Source organism: Paenibacillus algorifonticola, from assembly GCF_000971975.1.
GTDB classification, from domain to species: Bacteria; Bacillota; Bacilli; order Paenibacillales; family Paenibacillaceae; genus Pristimantibacillus; species Pristimantibacillus algorifonticola.
Map to the genome: position 1 here is coordinate 253,676 of NZ_KQ040778.1, position 25,331 is coordinate 279,006.

Below are 25,331 nucleotides of genomic sequence, written 5' to 3' on the forward strand. Positions count from 1 at the left end.
TTTTTTGCGAAAATGAAGAGAATTATTGATACTCACGGCTGTAGCGTCTTGTTACTGGATATGTAGGAAACGATTCATGGCTTTTGAAGATGGGAAACAATATTTTCAATAAAATGTTCTTTCCTTACTTTCTATTTATTTTATTTAAGGTGATCAAAATATAAAAAACCGCAAAATGGACGCTTTTTCAAAGCGTTCATCTTGCGGGTCGTAATTAAAGTTTGATTGCTATTTATTTAAAACAACTTGGTTGCAGCCACTACTTTTTGCGGCTCTTCATACCAGCCTTTTGTGCCAATACCCAGCTCTCCAGCATTATTGCTTGAACCATAGGTCAATAAACGGCCTTTAGACACCCAGTAATAATTCTCTCCATAAGCTGCAATCGCTGTAACGTTTTTATTCCGGCCGTCCTGGTCTAGCAAACCGCCCATTGCCTTTCCTTCGTATAATAATTCTTTTTGTGTCGTTATATAAAGGCTTAATTGTCCAGTAGTTGAAACTGTACTATAATCTAATTTTTCTTTTACGGGTCCAACATAGATTTTGGTCGCTCGATAAGGCTTCTGCCTAATATTGCTGACCAAACTTTGCGAACTATTCCAGCGCCATAGCCCTTTGTTTTTATCGATTCCGATTAACGTATCTCCATTAAACGAATCTCCGCCTGCAAACACTTTAGTAATACCTGAAAAGCCGGAGATTTTTGAAGCGGTAATAGGGCCTTCTTTTTTTGGACCTGACCAGTACCACACAGAGCCATCTTTTTTGGCTGCAAATCCCCGGTCGTTGCTAACACCTACAGAAATAACATCGCTAATATTAACCTGCCACACTGGCTTTTTATTTTTCGTGACGTTACTGGAGCCCCACTCCCCAAGGTGGTATACTTTCCCACTTGATGTCCAAATAACGACGCTCTTATTATAAGCTGCGATTTCTTTGATAGGCTCTTGGATTAGGTCTAAAGGAAGTGGCTTATCCGAATCGGCTGCTGCCCCTAAACGAGTTAGTTTACCCCAGCCGTAAAGCTTGCCCTCTTTGGTTAATGCGAGAGAAAATTCATTCCCTGCGGCTACTTGTATCGTAGATTTGATAGTCGTAATTTTATAGGGAGCAAGAACATCCTCCGTACTGCTGCTTTTAACTTCATGCTCTTTATTGCTTCCCCAGCCATAAATCTCACCTTGTTTATTTAATGCAAGCGCATGCCCACTATTGGCAGATAGAGCGATCGGGTCTTTTATGCTTTTGATGTGATTTACAGCAAAACTGAGGGCAGCCGTTTTTCCAATCCCCAGTTGACCGCCATTATTTCCACCCCAGCTCATTAAGGTGCCATCTATTTTAACTCCAGCATAATGCAAACTATTATTAATCCATGTCGTACCGCTAGCAATTATTTTGTAGTCATTAAAGGGGGTGAAAGGTTCATTCGATATTTGTTTGCCCGCAGCTTCAAACGGATAATACCGTCCATCTTCCTTCATCACATATCTCATATTTTGAAAGGTGCTAATGACACCGCTGGCAACTTTTTCAGGTAGGTTAACCTTCTTATCCTTTGTATCTGTATAACCCCATAAATCATAGGTTTCCGTCAGAAGTAGCGGCCCAGCATCCTGTGAGCCAATATCCATTACTTTGGGAAAACCTTTTAGCTCTTGCGGTGTATCCGTGTTTGCTAATACATGCTGCAAGAAGCCGGTATCGGTTGATTTCCCTTTTTGCTTATAGCTAAGTGCCACACTTACATCTTTCCATGCCCAGACAGACCCATCATTTTTTAATGCAAGATAGGAGTCGCCATAGAAGGAAAGGCCGATCAAAATTTTTGTGACGTTTTTCAGGCCCTTTACCTGATTGGTTTTAATTTGTGCTTTCGTTATTTCTGTTTCGTAAACATCATGGTAGGGTTCATTGAAAGGTAAAATCCATTCGATTACCGTTCCATCTTTTTTTAAAGCCATCCCATGCCCTTGCCCACCTACTTGTACTTGAACAGCTCCTTGAAGCTCTTTCATTAAAATAGGAGAAGAAATATTGTGGCGCCATAAATAGACTTCGCCTTTTGTTGTCAATACTGCGGCAGTTGAATAGTTGGCAGCTATTTGTTTGACATTTTTAAACTTTGTTATTTTTTTGGGAACAGTTGATTTGCAGGCTTTAGATGAATCACATAGTGCTTGCGGAATGCTGCCCCATGCCCATAACTGTCCGCTAGAATCAACAGAGTAAGTAACTCTATCTCCGAGAGCCAGACGGTTTTTTAAATCCTGTATTTCTGCTCTCGTTTTTGTACTGTCGATGCTGGATTTTGTTTGATCATATTCCAAGCTGTTTTTATATTTTTTTAGCAGGGTGCCAGGCTCTGTATCCACTGTTCCATAGCGGGCGCCAGTAGGACTTTGGATTTCAACAATGGGCCTTACACTAATATCAAGCGGTTCAGTTACAACTTTAAAGTAGCCTTTAGCATTGAGTGGGGCTTGCAGCGTTTTGATTAATGTATATCCGCTGCTTGGATCAATAAATTCTAAATCCACGGTTAAATTTGCGCTATTGATAATGATCCCTTCGACCGTTACAACCCGATTGGAGTCAAAGTTTACATAGTATTCGTACGATCCTTCCAAAGAGAAGGGGATTGGGGTTGCATTCAATCTTGAATGGTCCTCCAAGCCTTGAGCGAATATAGTATTTGAACAAATAAAGCAAATAACAAATAGACTAAGCGATAAACTGCTGAACCATTTTTTCATCTTTTTTCCCCCTGATTATGTATAAAGTCAAGATGTTCTATTCACTTTAGCTGATCCATAATCTAACATAAAGGACGAACACAGTGACAAACATAACTCGTTCTCATTATTTGGTCAATATAATTCCCTATTTTAATCTATAAAGGAATCCCATCATAAATACTAGATTCATGCAACTTTTTCAAAATATCCTCGTCTAATTTTTTGTGGGAAATTATTGTAAATGATTTGGGATTGAGGGGTAACAATGATTCAAAAAATGACACAATTTCAGGAGTGGATGATGAAGAAGCTTGGTTTTTTGATGGTATTATTTATCTTTTTGTTGGCGCTTCCAGACAACAGCTTTGCAGCAGCAGTGGATACGAAGGTGATTTTGGACGGAACGGAGCTTGTCCAGCCTGAAAACACGAAAGCCGAAATTATTGACAAAAAAGTTATGGTCCCGATTCGGGTCGTATCGGAAAGCTTGGGGTACGACGTGCTCTGGGATAAGCAGGCACAGACCGTCACAATTAGCAAAGAAGGCACGCTCATTGAAATGACGGTAGGCCAGAAAGCGGCAAAGGTCAATACGGCTACCGTAGATATAGATGTTCCTCCTGTAATAAAAAAAGGAACAACACTCGTTCCACTGCGCTTCGTAGGCGAGCAGATGAATCTCAAGGTCGGCTGGAACAATACGACGAAGACGGTCACTTTAACGAGCCCGATTCCAGAAGTGATCATCGAGGAGGGGGGAACGGACCCGGTTATTCCGTCGCCTTCCGACACGGGAGGTACCATTATTGATGGAGCTATCCCAAGTGGCGTGTCAACAGTAAGCGCTATCAGCTTTAATGACAACCGCCTTATCGTCACGACAAGCGGAAAAGTAGGGCCGAAAATTTTCACGATGAAGGCGCCGGATCGCCTTGTCATCGATTTGCCAAATTCGGCTTTTGCACCGTCGTTTGGCGATGGACAAGCTTTGAATGGCAGCCAGATGGGCGAGCTTGTCATTACGGACAGCTCAGATGTTACGAAGGTGCGTTATTCTTTGTTTACCCGCGAACCATCGGCTATCCGCATCGTTTTGGATTTGAGACAGGCGACCTCCTATCAGCTTGTCAGCGATGATTCTGGCCTTTATGTCGTAGACCTTAATGTGGATGGCGACGTAGGCGGTGCGCCGATTGTTCCGCCAATCAGTTCGGACGGCAAAAAAATCGTAGTCATTGATCCGGGGCACGGCGGAGTGGAGCCGGGTAAGGTGGCGCTGACAGGGCTGCAAGAAAAAATAATCAACCTGGCGCTTTCCTTGAAAGTCGAGCAACTGCTGAGGCAGGTGCCTGCCATTAATGTGGTGATGACACGAAAGGATGATACTACACTCAGCCTTTCGAATCGTGCGAAGCTGGCAAATGCACTGAATGCCGATTTATTCGTCTCCCTGCATGCCAACGGCTACACGACATCTACAGCTTCGGGCACAGAGACGTATTATGCGCGGGATTCGAGCATACCATTAGCTAAGACGATTCATCGCTATTTGGTGGAAGCGACTGGACTGAGAGATCGCGGAGTGAAATACGCCAACTACCACGTCATACGAGAGACAACGATGCCAGCGGTTCTGCTCGAGACAGGCTTTATGAGCAACCCGTCGGATTTGGCGGTTATAACGAATGAAACGGTGGAAATGCGTATGGCAAAAGGCATCGTTGAGGGAATTAAAGAATATTTGGGTATTAAATAGTACAGCTTGTTTCTTTCAATTCCCAAGGAGGTGGAGTTTGAATGAACACGAAAATAACGATTGCAGCGCTCCTGCTAACGATTATTATGACAGCCGGCTGCGCGGACAAGTCGTCGGCACATACAGTCGCGGCGGCTGCGGCTGAGCCACAGCAAATAGCCCAGACTCCGGTACCCACAGCAGAAGTGAAAACGCGGACTATTGAAGTGTTTTATTCGGACCCGCAAGGGGAACGGTTGGATAAAGCAGGGGTGGACATTTCTTTTTCAACCGCTAGGGAAAAATATATGGCTGCCTTTAAAGCTTTGCAGAACAGTAACAATGTCAATCTGATTCCGCTCTGGTCGCAGGAAATTAAGCTGAAATCGGTCAGCTTCAAGGACGGGGCGCTCACTTTGGACATTCGTATGCCGGACACGGCGCGCCTCGGTTCGGGCAGTGAAATTCTTGCTTTGGATGCCTTGACCTGGACCTTGTTTCAATTTGTTGAAGTCAAAACAATCGATCTGCTGGTTGATGGAAAACAGCTCGAAAGCTTGATGGGACATGCGGATTTAGATCATCCCATAACGCGAACGAGATCAAGATAGCTCCTATATCAGCTCACCTCTCAATCGAAATGTTTCAACCTCTCTCTAAAGAGGTAAAGAGACATATAACCAAAGAGGAGATGATCATATGACAGCTTCAACTAACGGTTTAGGCGATAAAATAAAAGGCAAAGTCAATCAAGTAAAAGGTGAGATTAAAGACCAGATCGGCAAAGCGACGAACAATGAATCGTTGCAAGGAGAAGGCAAGCTGGATAAAGTGAAAGGTATCGCCCAGGAAAAAATCGGTGAGCTAAAAAATAAAATCAGCAAGTAGACGGCGGTCGAATGCTTGACTATATAGCCGCATCGTTCATCAAGAAGCCAGTCTTCACCAATCGTGGAGGCTGGCTTCTTGCGGCGCATAACGAACAAGCAGGTGGAGAGCGTACCCGCGAAGCATTATAAAGTACAGTGAAGCACAGCGTACCGAAGCAAAGGAGCGTTCGCCGCTGCTGTGCAGGCCGGCAAACCCTCCTCTCGCTTATCATTTACTTACCCAAACTTGCCATCAGACTAACCAAGAGCGGGAAACGATGGTATTATGATGGGATAACAGACTTATTATGATGCAGGAGATGAATAATGGATTTTACGAAACTGAATTCCTTAACGAAATATCCGAGTATCCTCACCTATCACCAGCTTGGGGAACGCGGCCGTTTAAACGACACGTTAACCGAAGGTCAAGCCTTCGATTCGGATAAGCCCGTTTATGTTTATGAAAAAGTAGACGGGGAAAATGCGCGCATGATTTTGCTGCATAGTGAAGCAGGAACGGATTATTTCATTGGCTCACGGGAGGAGCTGTTATTTGCCAAGGGGGACCGAATCGGTAATCCTTATGGCAATATGGCGACCTTGTTAACTCCGATTGCGGAACGGATGCAGGACAGCTTGGCGGATGGGAAGCTCGGCCTGACGGTCATTTTTCAGGAAAGCTACGGCGGAAAAACAAAGGCATCTAAAAATTATACGTCAAGCGGCAGCCAAGGCTACCGGGTGTTTGATCTGTTTTCACTGACGCATGAGGAGCTTCAGCATCTGCTGGCACTGCCCATTGACCAAATTGCCAAATGGCGCGATCATGGCGGTCAGCCTTTTTATAAAGAGGCAGAAAAGGCGGCGTTTATCGCGCGCTGGAGTCTCGACGCTGCGCCGCTGCTGGCTGAACTGGATGGAGCGGCATTTCCAGTCGGGCTGGAGGAGACGAGCCGTTTTCTCGGCGATTTTGCGGTCACGCGTGTGGGAATGGATGCAGCAGGCAAATCAGAAGGGATCATTGCGCGAACGGCTGATCGCAAAATGATTCGTAAAATCCGGTTCGAGGATTATGAACGAACCTTTAGAAATGCGCAGAAGGCATGAACAATTTGCTAGTGTCGGGATACCGCGCGCATGAGTTAAATATTTTTAATCAAAAGCATGAAGGCATTGCCTATATTAAGCAGGCGATTACGAATAAGCTGCTGCCGCTCATTGATGATGGCTTGCAATGGGTCATTACGCCCGGCCAATATGGCGTTGATCTATGGGCTTGTGAAGCAGTTATCGCGCTTAAGCCGCAATACCCGCAGCTCAGGCTTTCTATTATTACGGCTTATAGTAATCCGGAAGAGAAGTGGAAGGATGACAAGAAGGAATATTACGAGCAGGTGCTGAAGGGCGTCGATTATTATGCGTCGGTCAGTGACAAGCCCTATGATGGCATCTGGCAGCTGCAGGCAAGGGATGAGCTGCTGTTTCGCAAAACCGATGGCATTTTGCTCGTGTACGATGAGGATGCGGGGGAAGGCAGTCCACGCTACTTCAAGGAGCGTGCGCTTCGCCGGCAGCAGGCCGATGGTTATCGCTACATCAGCATCAGCTCGGATGATATCCAAAGTATTGCTGACGAGGCGAATTATCGGGATATGGACTAGACTAGGACAGCAGTTAAGTGATTTGGGCTCGTCACATCAGGAGGAGGACGCAGAGATGGATGAACAGGATGATTATAAGAAGCAAGCGCAGGATCTGGATAATTCGCAGCCATTCGATTTAGAAAAGAGTGAGCCAGCCAATCAGACGGTGCATGTGTTCCGCCAGCCGCGGGAGTCGCAGCAGTCACAGGCAGCAGCGCATGCAGCAGCTCAAGCTGCGCGGGAAGAAGCGGCGCAGCGGGCCGAGGCAGCCCGCCAAGCGGAAGCGGAAAGGCAGGCTGAAGCAGCCCGCCGATCAGAGGCGGCGAGGCAGGAGGAGGTTTTGCGGCGGCGGGCGGAAGCGTCACGGCAGGAAGAAATAGCGCGCCAGGAGGAAGATGCGCGCTTGCTTGGGGCAACGCGCGAGCAAGCAGCTTTGCAGGAGCGCACGGTTTTAGAAGAAGAGCCGGGACAACAGAAGCATTACGGCCAATACGGCGAATACGGCGAATACGACGATGACAATAGCGAATACGATGCAGCAACGGATGCAGAGCCAGCTGTTGCGGCGGCGCCAGCAAGAAACGAAGCGGCTGGAACGGCAGCATCAGGAAGGAATGAAGCTGCCGGAATGGCAGGTGCTGCGGGTGCTGGCGCAAGTGCAGGAACGAAAAGTGGCGCAGCAGGGGTGGCAAACAAGCTGCTGCAAAATGTATCCGGCTCGGTCAAGCAGATAGATACGCAAATTTTGCTGAAGCTGTTGAAAAACCCGTTGGAGGGGCTGAATTTAAATCCGGCCAAAGATTTGAGCTACGGTATAATTGGCATCGTCAGTGCGATCATAGGTTTCCTATTGTTCGGGCTGCTGACGGGCAGCGCCATCCGGTTATTTTTCGGCTATGGGGCGTCCGATCTATTGCGTGAGGGAAGCGGCATGAGCGCAGCGCTATTCGGCAAAATCTTGCTGCTGTCGCTAATATCGATTATTGCATTCCTCGGTTCTTTATGGGGGATCAGCTTGTGGAGAGCGACTCAGCGTCTAACACTCAGCGCTTTTATTACGTCGATCGGAGCGATGCAGCTCTTTGCTGGCGCCGGATTTTTAATAGCGGGCGTCGTTTCGCTCATTAGCTTCAAGTTGGGCTTTTTTGTAATGGCGGCCACCTTGCTGTCTACTCTTGGCATTTCCTTGGTCGGCGCGTCGGTAGCCAGCCAGGTGACGAAGGAGAAGCTGTGGTCGTATATTGTTCTTTCGGTCTGTGCTTACTTATTGCTGTTTGGCCTGTTCGCTGATTTGATCTTGTAAATCGATAAGCCTAATGAACGAAGAAACGTTGTTTCCCCTTGTGGAAACAACGTTTTTATTTGTTTACAAAAGCCTCTGACCGTTATTTTGGTAAATTTGTTATGGGATTTTAAGATCTTAATTGGAGCAGTTAATAACTAGAGTTCGATAAATTATGACAGAGCGAAAAAAAATTGATGAATTTTCAGTAAAATGGAATGATTTTAGAGGATTTTAGCATTTTATGTAGAAAATTAAATAGTTAAAGATGATAGGGGGTATTTACCATTATGAAAAAAATGATTTTTGCAGTTGCCGCAATGCTCGTCATGGCCGGCTGCAGCGCCAGTCCAGCTGCCGATTCTTCCGCAGAGGTCAGCCAATTAAAGGAACAGGTTAGCCAGTTGAGCGCCGAAAATGAGAAGCTGAAGGCTGAACTCGCCGAAACTGCTGATACCGCTGCGGTAAGCGGAGCTTCTTCAGAGCCAGAACCGGAGCCATCCGCGAACACAGGCAGCGTACTAGAATTGAAAAAAGCGCTCGTTATTGCCGACTTCGCAGAGGTTACGCTCACAAAGACAGAGTTTACGTCCAAAGTCGTTCCTCCGAAGCCGGACAGCTTCTACACTTATTATGAGGTGAAGGATGCCGAAAATATTTATTTGGACGTCGTTCTTAAATTTAAAAGCTTGCTCAGCTCATCCAAAAGTGCAGATGATTTTGCCTCTGTACAAGTGAAATATGATAGCAAATATGAGTATGAAAGCTTTTCAACCATTGAAGAGTCGGGTGGAAGCAACTTTACCTATACGAATATAACGAGTATTGAGCCATTAAAAACGGGGGTTCTTCATTTTATCGCCGAGCTGCCTAAGGAAGCCGCTAAAGACAAGAAGCCGATTGATATTATCGTTACCATTGAAGGCAAGGAATACGTCTACTCGTTGCGCAGCGAATAGTCTCTTCACGAAATATATAAATAGAGGGAGAATTAAACATGAAACAGAGATTCGTTTCCATTTTGCTGGCTATGGTCATGCTGCTGGCAATCCCAACGGGGCTTTCGGCCGCTAAGGCGGAGAGCCAAACTGTTTTTGTGAACGGCAAGAAAATCGCTTATGCGCAGGCACCGATAAGCGAAAACGGCACAACGCTTGTATCGGCAAAAGAAACGATTGAAGCACTTGGCCTCGCCTTCAGCTGGGACAAGGGCAACAAGCGGATCATCGCTTCAAGCGGCGAAATGACCATTTCGATTATTTTGAATGAGCCCGTTGCTGCGGTTAATGGCATTTCTATATTTTTGGGCACGCCTGCTGTAGAGAGGAACGGCCGCACCATGGTTCCGCTTCGTCTACTGACGGATGGTCTAGGCGCATCTATGGAAACGAAAGGCAAGCAAATCAGCATTAAAACGGTAGACCCAAGCAAAAGCAAATATTATACGGGCCTGCCGCTGCAAATTACGAATTCCGCTGTGAAAAATCTAGGCACGGAAAAAATCGTTGTCAATTATAAAGAATATTATTATGCCGGTGGCGCTGTCCATGCTTATGATTTTTCAGCATCGTTGAATGCGCGCGGCAAAGCTGCCTTTAACAATACGACCGTAAAGCCTGGCGAAAATTTCGATTCGGACGGTACGAATTATGTCTTTTTTGGCCGAACGATCTATAGCGTAGTAACGGGAGAAAAAGAAACGGTAAGCAAAAGCTATAGACTCGCTAATCAGCTTTATGCCGACGGAGGCACGATTGAAAAGCAGATGAGAGCCCTCTACGAACAGAAGGAAGAGGAATACAAGAAGCAGCTGAAAGAGGAGCTTAGGAAAAATAATAATGTTCCGTTTAAGGTTGTCGATTACAGCATTACTTATAATTCATTAGGCTATCCGGAAGCGAATATAAAGCTCTGGAATTTAACGACCAAAAAGATCATTTCATTCGAGCTTTCTTTCAGTACGTATGATGCTTATGGCGATCCAGTAAAGGGCGGTTATCCATATTCGAACCGCTATTATGGCAAGGTTGTAAATAGCAGTATAGGGAGTGGAGAAAGCCCAGTGTATACTTGGGATTTATATGGCTATGAAGACACGACCAAGCTCAAAAATATTCAAATCGATCGGGTAGCCTTCTCCGACGGCTCTGTCTGGAAGCGCAAATAATAACCGATTGTACAATCGGCATCACGATCCGAAACAAAATGTAAAACAAAACGCCGCAGCGCTTCTATCTTTCCCCAGCAAGGGGAGGACAGAGGGCTGCGGCGTTTTTATGTTCCTGAATATTAGAGGGAAGCGACACGGCGCAGGAAATTATTGTGGGCGAAGCCCCGCACCTGCTCCTCGGAGTAATGCTTCAATAGCTCGTTAATCAGGTTTTGGCTTTTTGCGGCATTTTCGAGATCTTGCACGTAAGCGCCGATACCGTCAAAATCGGAACCAAGGCCAACCTGATGAACGCCGCCAATAGCGCAGTAATGGTCAATATGCTTGATTAAATCGGGGATCGTAGTAATCCCTCCCGCCTCGGGCTTAATAAACTCGGGATAATAGACGACATGGACGGTCGCATTTTTGGCGAACAGCGCCTGCGCCTGCTCATCAGACAACCCTCTTGGATGATCGAATACTGCCTTAGCGTTCGAGTGGCTGGCGATCAAATAATCGGCCGTTTCCACGACGTCCCAGAAGCTCCGCTCATTCAAATGGCTAACGTCGGTCAAAATCCGGTGCTCATTGTGGAACTGTACCATTTTGCGGCCGAGGGAGGAAAGTCCCGCCCCGCGAGGCTCCAGCACCCCATCAGCAGCAAGGTTGGCGAAATTCCAGGTCAGGCCGACCGACAACACGCCAAGACGGTGAAATATATTCAGCTTATGCAAATCATTGCCGACCGGATCAACGCCTTCAAGCGTCAGAAAAGCACCAATTTCGTGCTCCGCCAGCTTGCCGATATCCTTCCATTCCTTTATGTGCTTTATGTCCGGATTTTTCCCTAATACTTCCTCATAAAAATAATGCACCTGGTCGAGCGCCGATTGAAACTTCTCTTGATCAGTTAAGTTCGGCATGACAAAAATGGCGAAGCCTTGTACTTTGACTCCTCCTGTGAGCAGGCGCTGCTTGTTCGTATCCAGCTCAGGCGCATCGTTGAAGGAAAGGCTGCCTTTTTTCTCCCACAGCTTCAATAAAGCATCGCAGTGCAAATCGATAATGTTCATTTAAAGACTCCCTTCACCGCCATCTACAGCGGTTTAATATCCCAAGCCTCGCTTAGGAAAGCGATAATACGGTCAACAGAGCGCTGCACGAATGTCTCGCCTTTCTCGGCTGTCGCGAAAGACGGGTACCCAACGACGCCGGATTTGGAAATGGAAGACAGACGGTTGTATTTGATGATTTCGGGAAAAGGATCTTCAATCGCAGGCAGTTCGTCGATGATAATGGATTGGTTTACAAGCTGTGGGTAAAGATGAAGCAGAACCGAGGTGCCAATTTCACCGGCATGGCCGTTTGAAAATTTTCCAGATTCGGAAATGCCGTCATCCTGTGCCTTGATGAACCGCCAGCAATCGATCTGGGCGGCCAATACGTCGCTATGCTGTTCCTTGATCTGATGCACGATCTGATTGATAACAGGTACATTTCCAGCGTGGCCGTTAATGAAGAGTATACGTTTGAAGCCCCATTTTAACAAGCTGTTTACAATGTCGCCGAGATAAGCCTTCAAGCTTTCGGGGCGAATCGTAATGGTTCCGGGAAATTCATTCAGTACGGTGGAATCTCCAGTTTCTACGGTTGGTCCAATCAGTGCGCCAACACGCGCGGCAACGAGCTCCGCCAGCTTGTCTGCCAGCAGCCCATCCGAGCCAAGAGGCAGATGAGGGCCATATACCTCGATTGCGCCTACAGGAACAATGGCCAGGTCCGTTTGTTTTTTGTATTCCTCGAAGACGGTCCAGCTGATGTCTCGTAATTTGCGGCTTTTCGTCATAATGATCGCTCCCGTTTGTATGAGTTTCAGGACATGAATAACCAATTTTGCTCTATCAAGGATGGGCTGTCTAAGCTTGGTTGTATAAATGGCAGGCGACCTGCCGTCCGCCAACATCCCGCAGCTCCGGCTTATCGGTACGGCAAACGGCCATGCAGGCATGGCAGCGTGTGTGGAAGGCGCAGCCGGGAGGTGGATTGGCCGGGCTTGGCACATCGCCTGGCAGAACAATTCGGCTCTTTTTGGCAAGCGGATCAGGGCTGGGTACAGCGGATAACAACGCCTGGGTATAGGGATGCAGCGGCTCTGCAAACAATTCGCGTTTGTTCGCGAGCTCCACAATACCGCCCAAATACATCACGCCGATCCGGCTGCTTATATGCTTGACGACGCTTAAATCATGGGCAATAAATAAATAGGTAAGCTTGAACTGATCCTGCAAATCCTGAAGCAAATTAATAATTTGCGATTGAATGGAAACGTCAAGGGCGGAGACGGGTTCATCTGCGACAATCAGCTTGGGGTTCAGCGCAAGTGCGCGGGCAATGCCGATGCGCTGCCGCTGCCCACCGCTGAACTCATGGCCGTAGCGATCCGCATAACGGCTGTTTAAGCCGACGATCTCCAATAACTCATCGATCCGTCTAGTCCGTTCCTTGCCGCTTGCTGCTTGATGAATGTCGAGCGGCTCGGCAATCAGTTCACCTACCGTCATACGAGGATTAAGGGAAGCGTAAGGATCTTGGAAGACCATCTGCATATCCTTCCGCAGCCTGCGCAGCTCTTCGGGTGGGAGTCCCACCATATTTCGTCCTTCATATTTAATTTCTCCTGTCGTCGGGCGAAGCAATTGCAGCAGCGAGCGTCCTGTCGTGGATTTGCCACAGCCGCTTTCGCCCACAAGGCCAAGCGTCTCGCCTTTGAAAATCGTAAAGTTCAAGCCGTCTACCGCTTTCACCTGACCTACAGTCCGATTGAAAAGACCTTTTTTAATCGGAAAATATTTGGTTAAATGGTTCACCTCAAGCAGCGATTCATTCATTGGAACGCCTCCTTCGCTTCGGCTGCATGGAGCCAGCATCTGGCTGAATGCCCAGCCCCGACTGCTTCCAGCTGCGGATGCCGCTCATGGCAAATCGCCTGCGCAAATTCGCAGCGGGGGCTGAATCGGCAGCCGTCCCGCAAGCTTCCGGGCGGTGGAACGCTGCCCGGAATGGAATACAGTCTGCGCTCATTCGTTTCAAGCGTGGGCATCGACTTAATTAAGCCTTGTGTGTAGGGATGCTTGGGACTTGTGAAAAGGGTAAGCACGTCGCATTCCTCGACAATTTGTCCCCCATACATAACGGCTACGCGGTCGCACATTTCCGCAACGACGCCAAGATCATGCGTAATAAGCAAAATGGAGGTGCCCTGACTCGTTTTTAGCTGCTGCATGAGCTCCAGAATTTGGGCCTGTATAGTAACGTCTAATGCGGTCGTCGGTTCATCGGCAATGAGCAGCTTGGGATTGCAGGCCATCGCAATGGCGATCATAACCCGCTGCCGCATGCCACCGGACAAGCGGTGGGGGTACTCCCGCAGCATTTGCTCCGGTCGGGGAATGCCAACCAGACGCAGCATTTCAATTGCCCTTGCTTTCGTTTCAGAGCGGCCGAGCTTCATATGAATGCGAATGGCTTCTAGCAGCTGTTCGCCAATCGTAAACACCGGATTGAGTGCGGTCATCGGTTCTTGAAAAATCATTGCCATGTCATTGCCGCGCACGCCTCTCATTTCCTTCTCGGAAAGCGCAAGAATATCCCGGCCATCGAAGGTGACGGAGCCTTCAACGACTTTGCCCGGCGTTAAACGCATGGCGGTCAGCGATGTCACGCTTTTGCCTGAGCCGGATTCTCCGACAATACCGACCGTCTCTCCTTCATAAATCGTAATATCAATGCCATCGACAGCGGGAACGACGCCATCCCCCGTATAAAAATATGTTTTGAGCGCCTTCATTTCCAGTAGCTTGCGTTTCAAAGCGGGTCCTCCTTAGCTAAACCTTCATTTTTGGATCAAGGGCATCGCGCAGCCCATCGCCGAGCAGGTTGAAGCCAAGGACAACGAGCATAATAGCAATGCCCGGCACGATGGACAGATGGGGCGCGGTGCGAAGAAATTCCCGGCCTGCGCTCAGCATGGCCCCCCATTCCGGAGATGGCGGTTGAGCGCCCATTCCAAGGAAGCTTAGCCCTGATGCCGATAAAATGGCGGTAGCTACGCGCAGCGCCGAAAGCACAATAATGGGAGCAATGCTGTTCGGAATAATATGCTTGAAAATAATTCGCCGGTGCTTGGCGCCCATGGAGCGCGAGGCTTCGATATATTCTTTGTTTTTAACCGACAGCACAGCGCTGCGGGTTATCCAGATGAATGACGGCACGGAGAAAATGCCAATGGCAATCATTAGATTCACCATTCCAGGACCAAGCACGCTTACAATGGCAAGAGCCAGCAGAAAGCCGGGAAAGGCCATGAAAATATCGGTGACTCGCATAATGACCGATTCGATTTTGCCGCCAAAATAGCCCGCTATTGTACCGAAGGCTACGCCAAAAACGACAGAAATGACGACGCCAACAATGCCTACCATCAGCGAGATGCGCGAGCCATAAAATATCCGCGACAAAATATCCCGCCCATATTCATCCGTTCCGAAGGGATGGCTAAGGGATGGCGCTTGCAGCAGCTTATCCATATTTTGCTCCAGTGGATCATAAGGGGAGATCCATGGTGCCAGTATAGCGATAAAAATAAAGAGGCTAACCATCCATAGGCCGAGCAGGGAGCGTTTGTTGTTTTTGAGCCGCTTGAGCACTTGCTTGTAAAGAGCCCCTCGTTTGGCAGGCACATCGGCATAAGTGGATGGAATGCTTTGGGCAAGCAGGGATGCAGCTTTGGGTTCACTCATCGTTAGGCCTCCTTCCGGTCATAACGGATTCGCGGGTCTACAGCGGCATAACATAAATCAACGAGCAGATTAACGATGACGAAGAGAAGCGCAACGAATAATATGCTGCCCTGCACAGCCGAATAATCTCTAAACTGAATCGATTGAATAATATAGCGGCCCAGACCATTCATGGAAAAGACCGTCTCCGTAAGCACTGCGCCGCCGAGCAGGTTGCCGATCTCCATGCCGATGACGGTAATAATCGGAACGAAGGCATTTTTAAGCGCGTGTTTGTAAATGATGAGCCACTGACGGACCCCTTTGGCTTTTGCAGTGCGAATATAGTCTTGATTAATGACCTCAAGAATGCTGGAGCGTGTAAGTCTTGAGAGCACAGCGGCAGAGGAAATGCCAAGAACGAGCGCCGGAAGCACAAAATGCTTCAGCTCGCTGCTGCCTCCGGAAGGCAATATCGGAATATAATAGGCAAAAACAAGAATCAGAATAATGCCCAGCCAAAACACGGGCATAGATATGCCGAACAAAGAGAAAGCCATAGCGGTATGGTCGCGGACACTGCCGGGTTTAGTTGCAGCGATAATGCCGGAAAATAGCCCGATGACGACGGTAACCAGCGTTGCCAATATCGTCAGATTCACCGTGCTAGGGAACCGCTCCAGAATTTCTTGCAGCACCGGATTGTCCGAACGCAGCGAAGTGCCGAAATCGCCTTGCAGCAGCTGCCAATTATAATCGATATATTGCTCGTAGAGCGGACGGTCGGTTCCGAGCCGCTCCCGAATGATCTGCACTTCCTCGGGACTGGCGTCAAGCCCGGCAATTAATTCAGCGGGATCGCCAGGGACGAGCTGTAAAATAATAAAAGAGAGCAAGGATACGCCGATTAGCGTCGGTATCATTTGCAGCAATCGTTTTAATACATAGTTAAACAAGGGAAAAACTCCTTCCTGGCCGTATGCAGCTAACTGCTAACTGCTAGCTGCCTGCGGCTGCACGCATCGATGTTGGAGCGCTTGCCCGTTCGAATGAAGCGGCCAAGCGATTAGCCGTACAAATGCGCCTGCCGATGAATATGGGAAGGGAGCTTGGTGCGGACTTCATGCACTCGCTCCAGATCAATCCGGTAAGGGATTAGCGTCTCGGTCTCTGCGCCACGCGCCACGACAACGCCCATCGGATCCACGATCAGGCTTTGCCCAATGTAAAATTCATTGACCTGATTAACGGCAACGACATAAGCGGTATTTTCCAGAGCCCGCGTCGTGACGAGGTTCTCCCAGTGGCGCTCTTTGACCGGACCGCGCACCCAGCCGGATGGCACAATAATTACGTCGGCACCATGCAGCGCCTGATAGCGGGCGATTTCCGGGAAGCGCAGCTCATAGCAGACGAACAGTCCCAGCTTGCCAAATGGCGTATCAATCGGCTCGAACAGCGCCGTGCCGGGTTTAATATCGCGTGATTCCTGCGCGCCGAATGCATCATAAAGATGCGTTTTGCGATAATGGCCAGTTATTTGGCCATCCGCATCAATAATAACTGTGGAGTTGTATACCCGATCATCCTCTGAATCCTCCGTCGTCTCACGCGTTCCGAAAATGACCCATACGCCATAACGCTTGGCAAGCGACTGCATCGTCGTAACGAAATGTCCCTCCAGCGGCTCAGCGTCCTCCAGCTTGCGTTCCCTTGGCGTTCCAATTTGATAGAAGCTCATGAAGGCTTCGGGAAAAACAACCAGATCTGCCTGGTGAAGGGAGGTCGCTTCCTGCAGCGCTTTTTCCGCCTTGTCCAAATTTTCCTGTTTGCTGCTTGAAGAACCGAACTGTGCCATCACGATTTGAAAGGTCATTGCTGCTTTCACTCCTATAGTCATTTTTTTGAAAAAGCGGGCTTTCCATGCGAATGGTGCCGCTCGCGCAGCAACACCAGACTTACTTGAATTTCACGCCGCGCAAGTCCCAGAGCAGGGAAGGCAGAAACGTAATGCCTTCGATTTTGCTGGAATACGCAATTTGAACCGTATCCTCGTACAAGGGAATCCAAGGCGCGTCTGCTTTGATGAGCTGTAAAGCTTCGCTGTAATTTTTCTGGCGTTCCGCCTTGTCAAGCGCTTGGCCTCCTGCAAGAATAAGCTCGTCTACTTTGGGATTGGTATAGAAGGCATAATTGGATTTGCTCGTCGAGAGAAAGCTGTCGCGCAGCAGGGCATCACCATCCCCTGTAACGGAAGACGCGCCTCGGACGAATAAATCGTAGCTATCCGGATTTTTCAGCACATCGAGATAAGAAGCAAGCTCCAGCACCTGCAGCTCTGCTTTGAAGCCCAATTGCTGCAAGCTGTTTTGCACGAATTCGGCGGCCGGGCGATCCTGCACAGCATTGGCTGCAAGCACGATTCGCAGCGTCGTTCCTTCCTTCACACCAGCTTCCTGCAGCAGCTTTTTCGCTGCTTCCACATCATAGGCGTATGCGCCTACATCGGTGTAGCCAAAGGAATTTTTTGAAATAAACGAAGTAGCGACCTCGACTCTGCCTTCATAAAGCTTGTTGACCAGTGTTTCACGATTGATCGCCAGATTGAGCGCATTGCGCACCTTCACATTGTCCAGAGGAGCATGCTTCGTATTAATGCCGATATAGCCAACGCGGTTGGTGGAGCGAGTATTGACGGTAAATTGGCTGTCATTCGATAAGCGCTCGATGTCGGTTCCCGGCACTTTATCGATAAGATCGGCCTCGCCGGATTCCAGCATAATGACGCGGGCAGCATTTTCGGTTACTGTTTTGAACGTAATACCACTTACTCCTGGCTTGCCGCCCCAATATTGCTCATTCGCCTCCAGTACAATCTCGTTGCCTGAACTCCAGCTTTTAAGCTTAAAAGGGCCTGTGCCGACGGGCTTTTTAGCAATGCCTGCTTCATCTTCCTGAATGGATTTAGGACTAATGATGCTGCCGGAGGTCACGGCAATATTGTTAAGGAAAGCGCCCTGCGGCTCCTTGAGCTGAAAAATGACTTCGGAATCGCCATTCGCGCTGACGGATTCAATAAATTGCCCCAAAGTAGCGTATTGGGACAGCTTTTTATCCGGATTGATCAGGCGTTCAAAATTGGTTTTCACCGCTTCGGCATTAAAAGGGGTGCCATCTTGAAAAGTCACGTTTTGCCGCAACTGGAAGGTCCATGTTTTGCCGTCTGCCGAGGCTTCCCAGCTTTCTGCAAGCTGAGGAACGATTTCAAGCTTATCGTTGAAGGTAACGAGACGGTCGTAAATTTGGTAATTAATAAAGCTGGAGATGGAGTCGGTCGCATTTTGCGGATCAAATCCGATGGCATCGCCCGTCAAGGCGATAGTCAGGCTCTTCGCTGCCGCAGTATCAGAAGCTCCGCCTGCGCTGCTTGATGCTGTATCCGGCGATGCGGTCGTATTTGTGGTGCTGTTTGCTCCGCTGCCATTGCCGCAGCCAGCAGCGAACAGGGATAAGGCTATAAGGGCAATGCCCAGCTTGTTTTTGAAAAGATTCCTTCTCATCTAGTTGTTTCCCCCTTGATTATTGGTTGCCGCTGGATGGTCTGCCTGTGCAGCGAACAGCTTATCGTAGCCGAGTTCCTTCCGGCGCTGTTGTTCCTTGTGCTGCTTTTCCTGGGCAATGAGCCCAAGCTCTCTGGCATGAAGCGGATTGATGACGAATACGCCATCATCATCGCCGACGATGAGATCGCCTGGCTGAATGCTGACGCCGCTAACGCTGACGGGTGTATTTACTTCGCCTTCGAGCTGGAGCGAGCGGGTAGTCAGCGCGCTGATGCCCTTGGAATAGAGCGGAAAACGAAGCTGTGTGATCGGCCGAACGTCGGTGACGGAGCCGGATATAATGGCTCCGGCAATCTTTTTGTCCAGTGCAGCATACGTCACAAATTCTCCCCAGCAGGCACGCTGGTCATCACCGGACATATCGACCACAATAATATCGCCTGGCTGTGCCAACTCGAAAGCATGCCGAATGGCGGAAGCATCAATGTGAGGAATCCGTACGGTGACTGCGTTGCCTAATAGGCGAATAGGGCGAAACAGCGGCTGCAAGCCGTTGAGAAACCCAAAATCCGTCAAATGGCCAATCGTGGAAGGGCTGATATGTTCATAAAGCTCAAGTAATTCAGCCGTTACTCCTTGTACTCTTGGTTCGATGCGAAACATTAGATGTGTTCTCCCCTCACTCGAAACATTAACTTGATAAATCTGATGCGATTAGTGTGCTTTAGCTTGTTGAAAACAATAGCATTGCTCGTTCTTGACCGTCAATGCAAAAACATATAGATAATTTCAATAGCCAATTGGAAAAAACTATCGGGTTGCTATAGAACGATTGAAAGAATAGGCTGCGCCTGTTCTTTTCCTCATTGCGCAGAAAAACAAAAAAGCATCCAAATCGATATTGGATGCAAGAGGCTAATGCTATTGGAAAGTATCTTATCTGTCCTTACTCACCGTAATATTGTTAATTTCCACATCGGGATCAAAGTCAATATGGCTTGGCACGTTGATAATGAGCATGCCTCCAAAAATCGTTTCCCAGTTGCCGCCGCTGTCGGCGACCCGATTTTTGAAAGCAGCAAGCTCCTCGGATGAAGCGACGTCCTGGCTGAGCAGCCAGGAATATCTTCTTAAGCGGGATTTGCGAACTGTCTCTTTATAAAAATAAATGTTGCCTTGCTGCTCCAGCTTGATAATATCACCGAATGATACCATTTCCGTAAATAATGGATTTTCTTCAATGCGGTAGCGCTGATCATCAATCGGCGTTACCTTGAGCATTTCAATCTCCTGCCCGGAGGAATGAAAGGAAATGCCAAGCTCAACAGATGGATTCATAATAGGCACCTTCTTCGTTAAAATAAGCTTAGGTCAAATGTTCGCGACAAGGTTTCCAGCAAATGCACGCCTGCAATGCTGTTTCCCTTGCGATGCAGGGAAGGTCCGACAACGCCGATGCCGTAACGACCTGGAACGATCGCCAGAATACCGCCGGATACGCCGCTTTTGGCCGGCAATCCAACTTGAATCGCGAATTCGCCCGAAGCATTGTACATGCCGCAAGTAATCATAAAGGTTTTGGCTATTTGTACGTAACGCCGTGGTATCAGCTCGGCTCCAGTGACTGGGTCAGTTCCATTATGCGCCATAACGAGCGCCATGCGGGCCAAATCCGCGCAGGTGACGCTGATCGAGCAGTGCCGAAAATACACGTCGAGCACTTCCTCGACTTCTCCCTGCAGCACCTGCTTATCCTTTAGAAAATAAGCCATCGACCGATTCAAATTTGCCGTTTTGGCTTCGGAGAGATACACGTCGTTATCATAATCCAGCGCTCTATTGCCCGAGAGATTGCGGAAAAAATCGAGCACGCGGGCGGACTTCTCCTCCCGGCTGCTTCCGGCAATCAGCGAAGAAATCGCAATCGCTCCAGCATTGATCAGCGGATTAAAAGGAATGCCGGGCTGCACAAGCTCCAGCTTGAGCATGGAGTTGAAGCTGTCCCCGGTCGGCTCCATGCCAACCTTGGCGAAAACTGCTTCCTCGCCATTGTCCATTAACGCCAGGATGAGCGTGAAAACTTTGGAAATGCTTTGCATAGTAAAGGATATGCCGCAATCTCCAGCAGATGCTACTTGACCTTCTGCACCCACAATATGAATGCCCAAGGCGTCCTTGGGGGATTTTGCAAGCTCGGGTATGTAGGAGGCCACTTTGCCATGAAGAGCCTGCTGGCGGCTCGTTTCTACCCATTCGGGCAGCAGGGTTTGCATATGCTTAAGCTCGCTATTTGACAATTCGTTTCCTCCTGCTCGCCACTTTGGCATGAATGGCTCTATTATAATACATTTTGGTAGTGAAACGCATCAGGCTTATGCAGGGTGACCATGAGTGAAGAAGGAAGAAGATGTTGTAAAATCATCCATTATATTCACATTTCATCCTGTTTTTCTGCTTGCCGTGAATTTATAATCATAAACGTAATCCGGCAAACTATTAAAGGAAGAGGGAATGTTGAAAATGAAAAAAAGACTAAGGCTGCTCGCATTCGCTATGATGATTGTCGCGCTTATTACGGTACAGCTGCCGCTCAAGCAGGCCGAGGCGGCTCCTGCCTTTGCGAAAGGGACGGACATCAGCTGGGTTCCCGGTCTTGAAGCGCAAGGCTACACCTGGAAGGACAAAAACGGCACGACCAAGGATATTATTCAAATTTTGAAAAATGACTATCAGATTAATTCGGTGCGAATTCGCGTATTCGTAAATCCTTCGAGCAATTATGCAAACGGTTACTTGGATATGAACCGGGCCGCAACTCTAGCAGAGCGGGCGAAAAATGCAGGCATGAGCGTTATGCTGACGCTGCATTACAGCGATTCATGGGCCGATCCAGGCCAACAGACAAAGCCTGCTGCCTGGAATAATTACACGTTCCAGCAGTTAATGGACGCGGTATGGAACCACACGCGGGCGGTTATGACCGCGATGCAGGCGAAGGGCGTGACGCCGGATTGGGTGCAGATTGGCAATGAGACGAATAATGGCATGCTGTGGAATGACGGCAAAGCCACTGTCAGCATGCAAAACTACGCATGGCTGGTTAATACCGGGAACAATGCGGTGAAATCAATCTCTTCTGGTACGAAGACGATTGTTCATCTGGCAGGAGGCAATGATAATGCTCTATTCGTTTGGAATATCGGGGGGCTGATCAGCAATGGCGCCACCTTTGATATAATCGGCATGTCGCTGTATCCATCAGCTACGGATTGGTCTGCCAAGGTTGACCAAACGATTAGCAATGCAAATGATATGATTGCCCGGTACGGCAAGCCGGTTATGATTTCTGAAATTGGCCTTGAGTATAACCAGCCAGCGGCTACCAAGAGCTTCGTTGCCGCGATGAAAACCAAGGTTCGCAATATATCTGGCGGCAAGGGGCTAGGTGTCTTTTATTGGGAGCCGGAGGCGCCTCCGGGCTACAATGGCGGCTATAACAAAGGCGCATGGCAGGCAAACGGCCAGCCGACGATTGCATTGGAAGGCTTCTTGAACTAGCGATTTGGCGTCGAGGCAGCCCGGCTATTCATTCCCCTGTTTTTTCACTTATAATAGAAAGCAGGACGAATCTATTTGGAGAAACGGGGGAGTTTGTGGGTGGAAGCCATAAATAGCAAACCTTTTACAATTGATTTGGAATCAAACCTGACGCTGCGCGGGGACGTTCGAGTGTCAGGCGAACCGGGGAAGAAGCCGGTTGTTATCGTTGCCCATGGCTTCAAAGGGTTTAAAGATTGGGGATTTATGCCCTATACCTGCGAGCAGCTTGCTAGGCAAGGCTTCGCTGTCATTTCCTTTAATTTTAGCTGCAATGGCGTAGGGGAAACGGACTTTGACGAGCTGGAGAAATTCGCGGTCAATACGTATTCCCGTGAACAGCTGGATCTTGATGCAATCATCGCGCATCTGCTGGAAGCGAAGCTGCCTTTTGCCGAGGAGCTGGATACGAGCCGGATAGCTCTGCTTGGACATAGCCGTGGCGGCGGAAATATTATTTTGACTGCTGCGAGATACCCGCAGCTTCAGGCAGTTGTGACGTGGAATGGCATAGCCGACGCGAATCTCTTTACGGAGGCGTTTCGGCAGGAGGTACTGAGCCGCGGCGTCGGTTATGTGCCCAATATGCGTACGAAGCAGCAAATGCCGATATCGCCTGTATTCTTTGAAGACCTTGAGCGCAATGCAGCAGCGTTTAATATTAAACAGGTACTTGGCTCCCTTGCGGTACCGGCACTGTTGATACAGGGGGATCAAGATTCGGAGCGTCTTGTATCAGGCTATGAACGAATGCGCGAGGCTGCGCCGCAGCATACGTTCGTTACACTGACAGGAGCGGACCACACCTTTGGCGCGAAGCATCCTTTTGTCGGTACGACTGCGAATTTGGAGGAAGCGCTCCGGCTGACGGTACTTTTTCTGAATGAGCGTCTAAAGTAGGGGGAGTACCGGATGGATCAAAAATCCCCGAATGTACAATGGCATTCGTATGAGCTTGGCGGATTGCAGCAGGCTGGCCAATGGGGCTATTACGGCGGCATCGTATGGTTAACAGGCTTGCCTGCATCGGGAAAGTCGTCTATTGCTGCTTCGCTTCACAGACAGCTTCAAGCTAGCGGCGTGTCAGCGACGGTACTGGATGGCGATAATTTGCGGTATGGGCTAAACCGCGATCTTGGCTTTAGCGCAGAGGATCGCCGCGAAAATGTGCGGCGCACCGCGGAGGTGGCCAAGCTGTTTGCCGGAGCTGGAAGCATTGCCATTGCGGCACTCGTTTCGCCGCTTGAGGCGGATCGAGCGCTGGCGCGAGCGATTGCAGCTCCACTGCCCTATGTAGAGGTGTATGTGAATTGTCCGCTTGCAATATGCGAGCAGCGTGATCCGAAGGGGCTTTACAGCAAGGCGAGGCGGGGAGAAATTCCGCTGTTCACGGGCATATCTGCTCCATACGAGGCGCCGCTGGTCCCAGAGCTGGAGCTATTTTCTGGTGAAGGAGATGCGGATACAGCGGCTGTGGCTGTTATCCGCTGCTTGCAGCAGCGCGGTATTTTAACCGATCAGGTCTAATGAGCGACAACGGCAGCTTATACTTATGCGGTACGCTAAGTAAAATGATGCAAAAAAGCTTCTTCTTCGGGAACGCTCGAAGAGGAAGCTTTTTACGTTTGGTCCGCCTTCACCAGCTGTCTGCTGTGCGAAGCCTGATGTCTGTTATTAAGCGCCGCTTGCGGACTTGGAGAAAAAGGTTTTCAGCGCCTTATATACTTCGCCTTTATCTTTAATAATAGAATACATAAATTTTTTATTGCTTATGTTTTTATACGCTGACATTAAGGTGCTGCTGCGATTATATTGATTAACCTCGCCGTAGCCGAACAGATTGGCGCGTTCCAGCAGCTTGTCGATGAGTTTCACGCATTTCTCATTATCGGAAGTCAAATTATCACCATCGGAAAAGTGGAAAGGATAAATGTTCCAGTTAGTAGACGGATAACGGCTGTCGATAATATCAAGCGCCTTCTGATAGGCAGAGGAGCAGATCGTGCCGCCGCTCTCGCCGCGAGTGAAAAATTCCTCCTCGGTTACTTCCTTCGCTTCGGTATGATGCGCGACGAATACCATCTCGACATGCTGATATTTTCGGCGCAGAAAGCGCGTCATCCAGAAGAAGAAGCTTCGGGCGCAATATTTTTCGAAAGATCCCATTGAGCCGGAAGTATCCATTAACGCCAATACGACGGCATTGGATTGGGGCTTTACGACTTCATTCCACGTTTTAAAACGCAAATCATCCGGCGAGATGCCGCCAATGCCCGAGCGTCCTTCATTGGCATTGCGCTTCAAATTTTGAATGAGCGTCCGTTTTTTGTCGATGTTGGACATGATGCCTTTTTTGCGAATGTCATGAAAGACAACCTCGGTTGTTTCCATAACATCCTTCTGTTTTTGCTCCAGATTAGGAAGCTCCAGCTCCTCGAAGAGCATATCCTCCAGCTGGTCAATGCTAATTTCCGCCTCCACATAGTCCTCGCCCGGCTGATCGCCTGCACCCTGTCCTTTGCCCGGACCTTTGGTGGCCCCAGGATCAACGCCGAGCACATCTCCGACCTGTGAATCGCCATCGCCTTGTCCAACATGCTGCTTCTTGTTGTAGTTGTAGACGAAATGGGATTCATCAATGCTTTTAATCGGTATTTTCACCGTCTGCTTGCCATCGGATAACACAATGCTTTCATCCGTCACAATATCGGGAAGATTTTGCCGAACAGCTTCTCTTACTTTTTCCTGATGCCGGGCTTGATCTTCATAACCTTTGCGATGCAAGGACCAATCCTCCCGTGACACGATAAATAACGGTTCTGCCATGAGCGCCACACTCCCATCTTTCATCAATAATATCTGGATCAGGGCCAGGGGATCTAATTTTTCGTTGAAATATAAGAATTTATAAGTTTCACACTTATCATTAGGCTTATATTTCTCGGAGTGAAACGCGCCTTGCCGC

24 protein-coding genes are annotated in these 25,331 nt (G+C 48.7%); 11 read left to right on the top strand and 13 right to left on the bottom strand.

The features are described from left to right. Positions 1-236 precede the first annotated feature (236 nt). The gene (locus WH37_RS01130) at positions 237-2,762 is read right to left on the bottom strand and encodes an RCC1 domain-containing protein (RefSeq protein ID WP_143088450.1); all 2,526 of its coding nucleotides are present in this window, start codon (positions 2,760-2,762) and stop codon (positions 237-239) included. A 247-nt stretch (positions 2,763-3,009) separates the two neighbouring features. Between WH37_RS01130 and WH37_RS01135 the strand changes: the two genes are divergently transcribed. The 8 genes from WH37_RS01135 (at position 3,010) to WH37_RS01170 (ending at position 10,443) form a co-directional block, all read left to right on the top strand. Beyond that, the gene (locus WH37_RS01135; RefSeq protein ID WP_231594074.1) at positions 3,010-4,500 is read left to right on the top strand and encodes an N-acetylmuramoyl-L-alanine amidase family protein; all 1,491 of its coding nucleotides are present in this window, start codon (positions 3,010-3,012) and stop codon (positions 4,498-4,500) included. Positions 4,501-4,541: 41 nt separating this feature from the next. Next, positions 4,542-5,090 carry a GerMN domain-containing protein gene (locus WH37_RS01140; protein ID WP_046228717.1) on the top strand — a complete coding sequence of 183 codons (549 nt, stop codon included), beginning with the start codon at positions 4,542-4,544 and terminating at the stop codon, positions 5,088-5,090. A gap of 88 nt (positions 5,091-5,178) precedes the next feature. Further along, on the top strand, positions 5,179-5,367 hold the full coding sequence (locus tag WH37_RS01145) for a CsbD family protein (RefSeq protein ID WP_046228718.1): 189 nt from the start codon (positions 5,179-5,181) through the stop codon (positions 5,365-5,367). A gap of 308 nt (positions 5,368-5,675) precedes the next feature. Continuing rightward, positions 5,676-6,458: an RNA ligase family protein gene (locus WH37_RS01150; RefSeq protein WP_046228719.1), complete on the top strand. Its 783-nt coding sequence runs from the start codon at positions 5,676-5,678 to the stop codon at positions 6,456-6,458. Further along, positions 6,455-7,012: an SLOG family protein gene (locus WH37_RS01155; protein WP_046228720.1), complete on the top strand. Its 558-nt coding sequence runs from the start codon at positions 6,455-6,457 to the stop codon at positions 7,010-7,012. Before WH37_RS01150 ends, WH37_RS01155 begins: the two co-directional genes overlap by 4 nt. A gap of 55 nt (positions 7,013-7,067) precedes the next feature. After that, on the top strand, positions 7,068-8,297 hold the full coding sequence (locus WH37_RS33225) for a hypothetical protein (RefSeq protein WP_052736735.1): 1,230 nt from the start codon (positions 7,068-7,070) through the stop codon (positions 8,295-8,297). A gap of 269 nt (positions 8,298-8,566) precedes the next feature. Next, positions 8,567-9,235 (top strand): hypothetical protein, encoded by a 669-nt coding sequence (locus WH37_RS01165; protein ID WP_231594075.1) that lies wholly within the window; start codon positions 8,567-8,569, stop codon positions 9,233-9,235. Positions 9,236-9,273: 38 nt separating this feature from the next. Then, a complete protein-coding gene (locus WH37_RS01170; RefSeq protein ID WP_046228721.1) occupies positions 9,274-10,443 on the top strand; it encodes a stalk domain-containing protein in 1,170 nt (389 codons plus the stop codon). Between the two features lie 122 nt (positions 10,444-10,565). On the opposite strand, the gene WH37_RS01175 is transcribed toward WH37_RS01170, so the two are convergent. The 11 genes from WH37_RS01175 to glsA all read right to left on the bottom strand — a co-directional run bounded on the left by WH37_RS01175 (position 10,566) and on the right by glsA (position 21,042). Continuing rightward, complete coding sequence (locus WH37_RS01175) at positions 10,566-11,501, bottom strand: dipeptidase (RefSeq protein WP_046228722.1); 936 nt, start codon at positions 11,499-11,501, stop codon at positions 10,566-10,568. A 23-nt stretch (positions 11,502-11,524) separates the two neighbouring features. Then, entirely contained in the window at positions 11,525-12,274 is a 750-nt protein-coding gene (locus WH37_RS01180) for a creatininase family protein (protein WP_046228723.1), read from the bottom strand. 70 nt (positions 12,275-12,344) lie between these two features. Continuing rightward, positions 12,345-13,316 (bottom strand): ABC transporter ATP-binding protein, encoded by a 972-nt coding sequence (locus WH37_RS01185; RefSeq protein ID WP_046228724.1) that lies wholly within the window; start codon positions 13,314-13,316, stop codon positions 12,345-12,347. Next, entirely contained in the window at positions 13,313-14,296 is a 984-nt protein-coding gene (locus WH37_RS01190) for an ABC transporter ATP-binding protein (RefSeq protein ID WP_143088449.1), read from the bottom strand. The genes WH37_RS01185 and WH37_RS01190 overlap by 4 nt, the downstream gene beginning before the upstream one ends. 16 nt (positions 14,297-14,312) lie before the next feature. Next, positions 14,313-15,227 carry a nickel transporter permease gene (nikC, locus tag WH37_RS01195; protein ID WP_082110606.1) on the bottom strand — a complete coding sequence of 305 codons (915 nt, stop codon included), beginning with the start codon at positions 15,225-15,227 and terminating at the stop codon, positions 14,313-14,315. Between the two features lie 2 nt (positions 15,228-15,229). Next, the gene (locus WH37_RS01200; protein ID WP_143088448.1) at positions 15,230-16,162 is read right to left on the bottom strand and encodes an ABC transporter permease; all 933 of its coding nucleotides are present in this window, start codon (positions 16,160-16,162) and stop codon (positions 15,230-15,232) included. A gap of 110 nt (positions 16,163-16,272) precedes the next feature. After that, entirely contained in the window at positions 16,273-17,082 is an 810-nt protein-coding gene (locus WH37_RS01205; protein WP_046228725.1) for a carbon-nitrogen hydrolase family protein, read from the bottom strand. Between the two features lie 82 nt (positions 17,083-17,164). After that, the gene (locus tag WH37_RS01210) at positions 17,165-18,766 is read right to left on the bottom strand and encodes an ABC transporter substrate-binding protein (protein WP_052736736.1); all 1,602 of its coding nucleotides are present in this window, start codon (positions 18,764-18,766) and stop codon (positions 17,165-17,167) included. Further along, entirely contained in the window at positions 18,767-19,432 is a 666-nt protein-coding gene (locus WH37_RS01215) for an RraA family protein (RefSeq protein WP_046228726.1), read from the bottom strand. It lies immediately after the preceding gene. A 273-nt stretch (positions 19,433-19,705) separates the two neighbouring features. Continuing rightward, complete coding sequence (locus tag WH37_RS01220) at positions 19,706-20,107, bottom strand: DUF4265 domain-containing protein (protein WP_046228727.1); 402 nt, start codon at positions 20,105-20,107, stop codon at positions 19,706-19,708. A 17-nt stretch (positions 20,108-20,124) separates the two neighbouring features. Then, positions 20,125-21,042, bottom strand: coding sequence for a glutaminase A (glsA, locus tag WH37_RS01225; RefSeq protein ID WP_231594079.1), 918 nt, complete (start codon positions 21,040-21,042; stop codon positions 20,125-20,127). Positions 21,043-21,289: 247 nt separating this feature from the next. Between glsA and WH37_RS01230 the strand changes: the two genes are divergently transcribed. From WH37_RS01230 to cysC, 3 genes are all read left to right on the top strand, one after another. Continuing rightward, complete coding sequence (locus WH37_RS01230; protein WP_046228729.1) at positions 21,290-22,327, top strand: glycoside hydrolase family 53 protein; 1,038 nt, start codon at positions 21,290-21,292, stop codon at positions 22,325-22,327. 99 nt (positions 22,328-22,426) lie between these two features. Beyond that, complete coding sequence (locus WH37_RS01235) at positions 22,427-23,266, top strand: alpha/beta hydrolase family protein (RefSeq protein WP_046228800.1); 840 nt, start codon at positions 22,427-22,429, stop codon at positions 23,264-23,266. A 12-nt stretch (positions 23,267-23,278) separates the two neighbouring features. Then, positions 23,279-23,893 (top strand): adenylyl-sulfate kinase, encoded by a 615-nt coding sequence (gene cysC, locus WH37_RS01240; RefSeq protein WP_063837989.1) that lies wholly within the window; start codon positions 23,279-23,281, stop codon positions 23,891-23,893. A gap of 147 nt (positions 23,894-24,040) precedes the next feature. Here the strand turns inward: cysC and yhbH are convergent, their stop codons facing one another. Then, complete coding sequence (yhbH, locus tag WH37_RS01245) at positions 24,041-25,192, bottom strand: sporulation protein YhbH (protein WP_046228730.1); 1,152 nt, start codon at positions 25,190-25,192, stop codon at positions 24,041-24,043. Positions 25,193-25,331 lie beyond the last annotated feature (139 nt).

Bases quoted from the DNA above. Each gene is read 5' to 3' on its own strand.
- WH37_RS01170 (WP_046228721.1), top strand. From the start codon at position 9,274: ATGAAACAGAGATTCGTTTCCATTTTGCTGGCTATGGTCATGCTGCTG.
- WH37_RS01165 (WP_231594075.1), top strand. From the start codon at position 8,567: ATGAAAAAAATGATTTTTGCAGTTGCCGCAATGCTCGTCATGGCCGGC.
- WH37_RS01180 (WP_046228723.1), bottom strand. From the start codon at position 12,274: ATGACGAAAAGCCGCAAATTACGAGACATCAGCTGGACCGTCTTCGAG.
- WH37_RS01230 (WP_046228729.1), top strand. From the start codon at position 21,290: ATGAAAAAAAGACTAAGGCTGCTCGCATTCGCTATGATGATTGTCGCG.
- glsA (WP_231594079.1), bottom strand. From the start codon at position 21,042: ATGCAAACCCTGCTGCCCGAATGGGTAGAAACGAGCCGCCAGCAGGCT.
- cysC (WP_063837989.1), top strand. From the start codon at position 23,279: ATGGATCAAAAATCCCCGAATGTACAATGGCATTCGTATGAGCTTGGC.
- WH37_RS01140 (WP_046228717.1), top strand. From the start codon at position 4,542: ATGAACACGAAAATAACGATTGCAGCGCTCCTGCTAACGATTATTATG.
- WH37_RS01185 (WP_046228724.1), bottom strand. From the start codon at position 13,316: ATGAATGAATCGCTGCTTGAGGTGAACCATTTAACCAAATATTTTCCG.
- WH37_RS01205 (WP_046228725.1), bottom strand. From the start codon at position 17,082: ATGACCTTTCAAATCGTGATGGCACAGTTCGGTTCTTCAAGCAGCAAA.
- WH37_RS01135 (WP_231594074.1), top strand. From the start codon at position 3,010: ATGATTCAAAAAATGACACAATTTCAGGAGTGGATGATGAAGAAGCTT.
- WH37_RS01145 (WP_046228718.1), top strand. From the start codon at position 5,179: ATGACAGCTTCAACTAACGGTTTAGGCGATAAAATAAAAGGCAAAGTC.
- WH37_RS01155 (WP_046228720.1), top strand. From the start codon at position 6,455: ATGAACAATTTGCTAGTGTCGGGATACCGCGCGCATGAGTTAAATATT.
- WH37_RS01220 (WP_046228727.1), bottom strand. From the start codon at position 20,107: ATGAATCCATCTGTTGAGCTTGGCATTTCCTTTCATTCCTCCGGGCAG.
- WH37_RS01215 (WP_046228726.1), bottom strand. From the start codon at position 19,432: ATGTTTCGCATCGAACCAAGAGTACAAGGAGTAACGGCTGAATTACTT.
- WH37_RS01210 (WP_052736736.1), bottom strand. From the start codon at position 18,766: ATGAGAAGGAATCTTTTCAAAAACAAGCTGGGCATTGCCCTTATAGCC.
- nikC (WP_082110606.1), bottom strand. From the start codon at position 15,227: ATGAGTGAACCCAAAGCTGCATCCCTGCTTGCCCAAAGCATTCCATCC.
- WH37_RS01150 (WP_046228719.1), top strand. From the start codon at position 5,676: ATGGATTTTACGAAACTGAATTCCTTAACGAAATATCCGAGTATCCTC.
- WH37_RS33225 (WP_052736735.1), top strand. From the start codon at position 7,068: ATGGATGAACAGGATGATTATAAGAAGCAAGCGCAGGATCTGGATAAT.
- WH37_RS01130 (WP_143088450.1), bottom strand. From the start codon at position 2,762: ATGAAAAAATGGTTCAGCAGTTTATCGCTTAGTCTATTTGTTATTTGC.
- yhbH (WP_046228730.1), bottom strand. From the start codon at position 25,192: ATGGCAGAACCGTTATTTATCGTGTCACGGGAGGATTGGTCCTTGCAT.
- WH37_RS01175 (WP_046228722.1), bottom strand. From the start codon at position 11,501: ATGAACATTATCGATTTGCACTGCGATGCTTTATTGAAGCTGTGGGAG.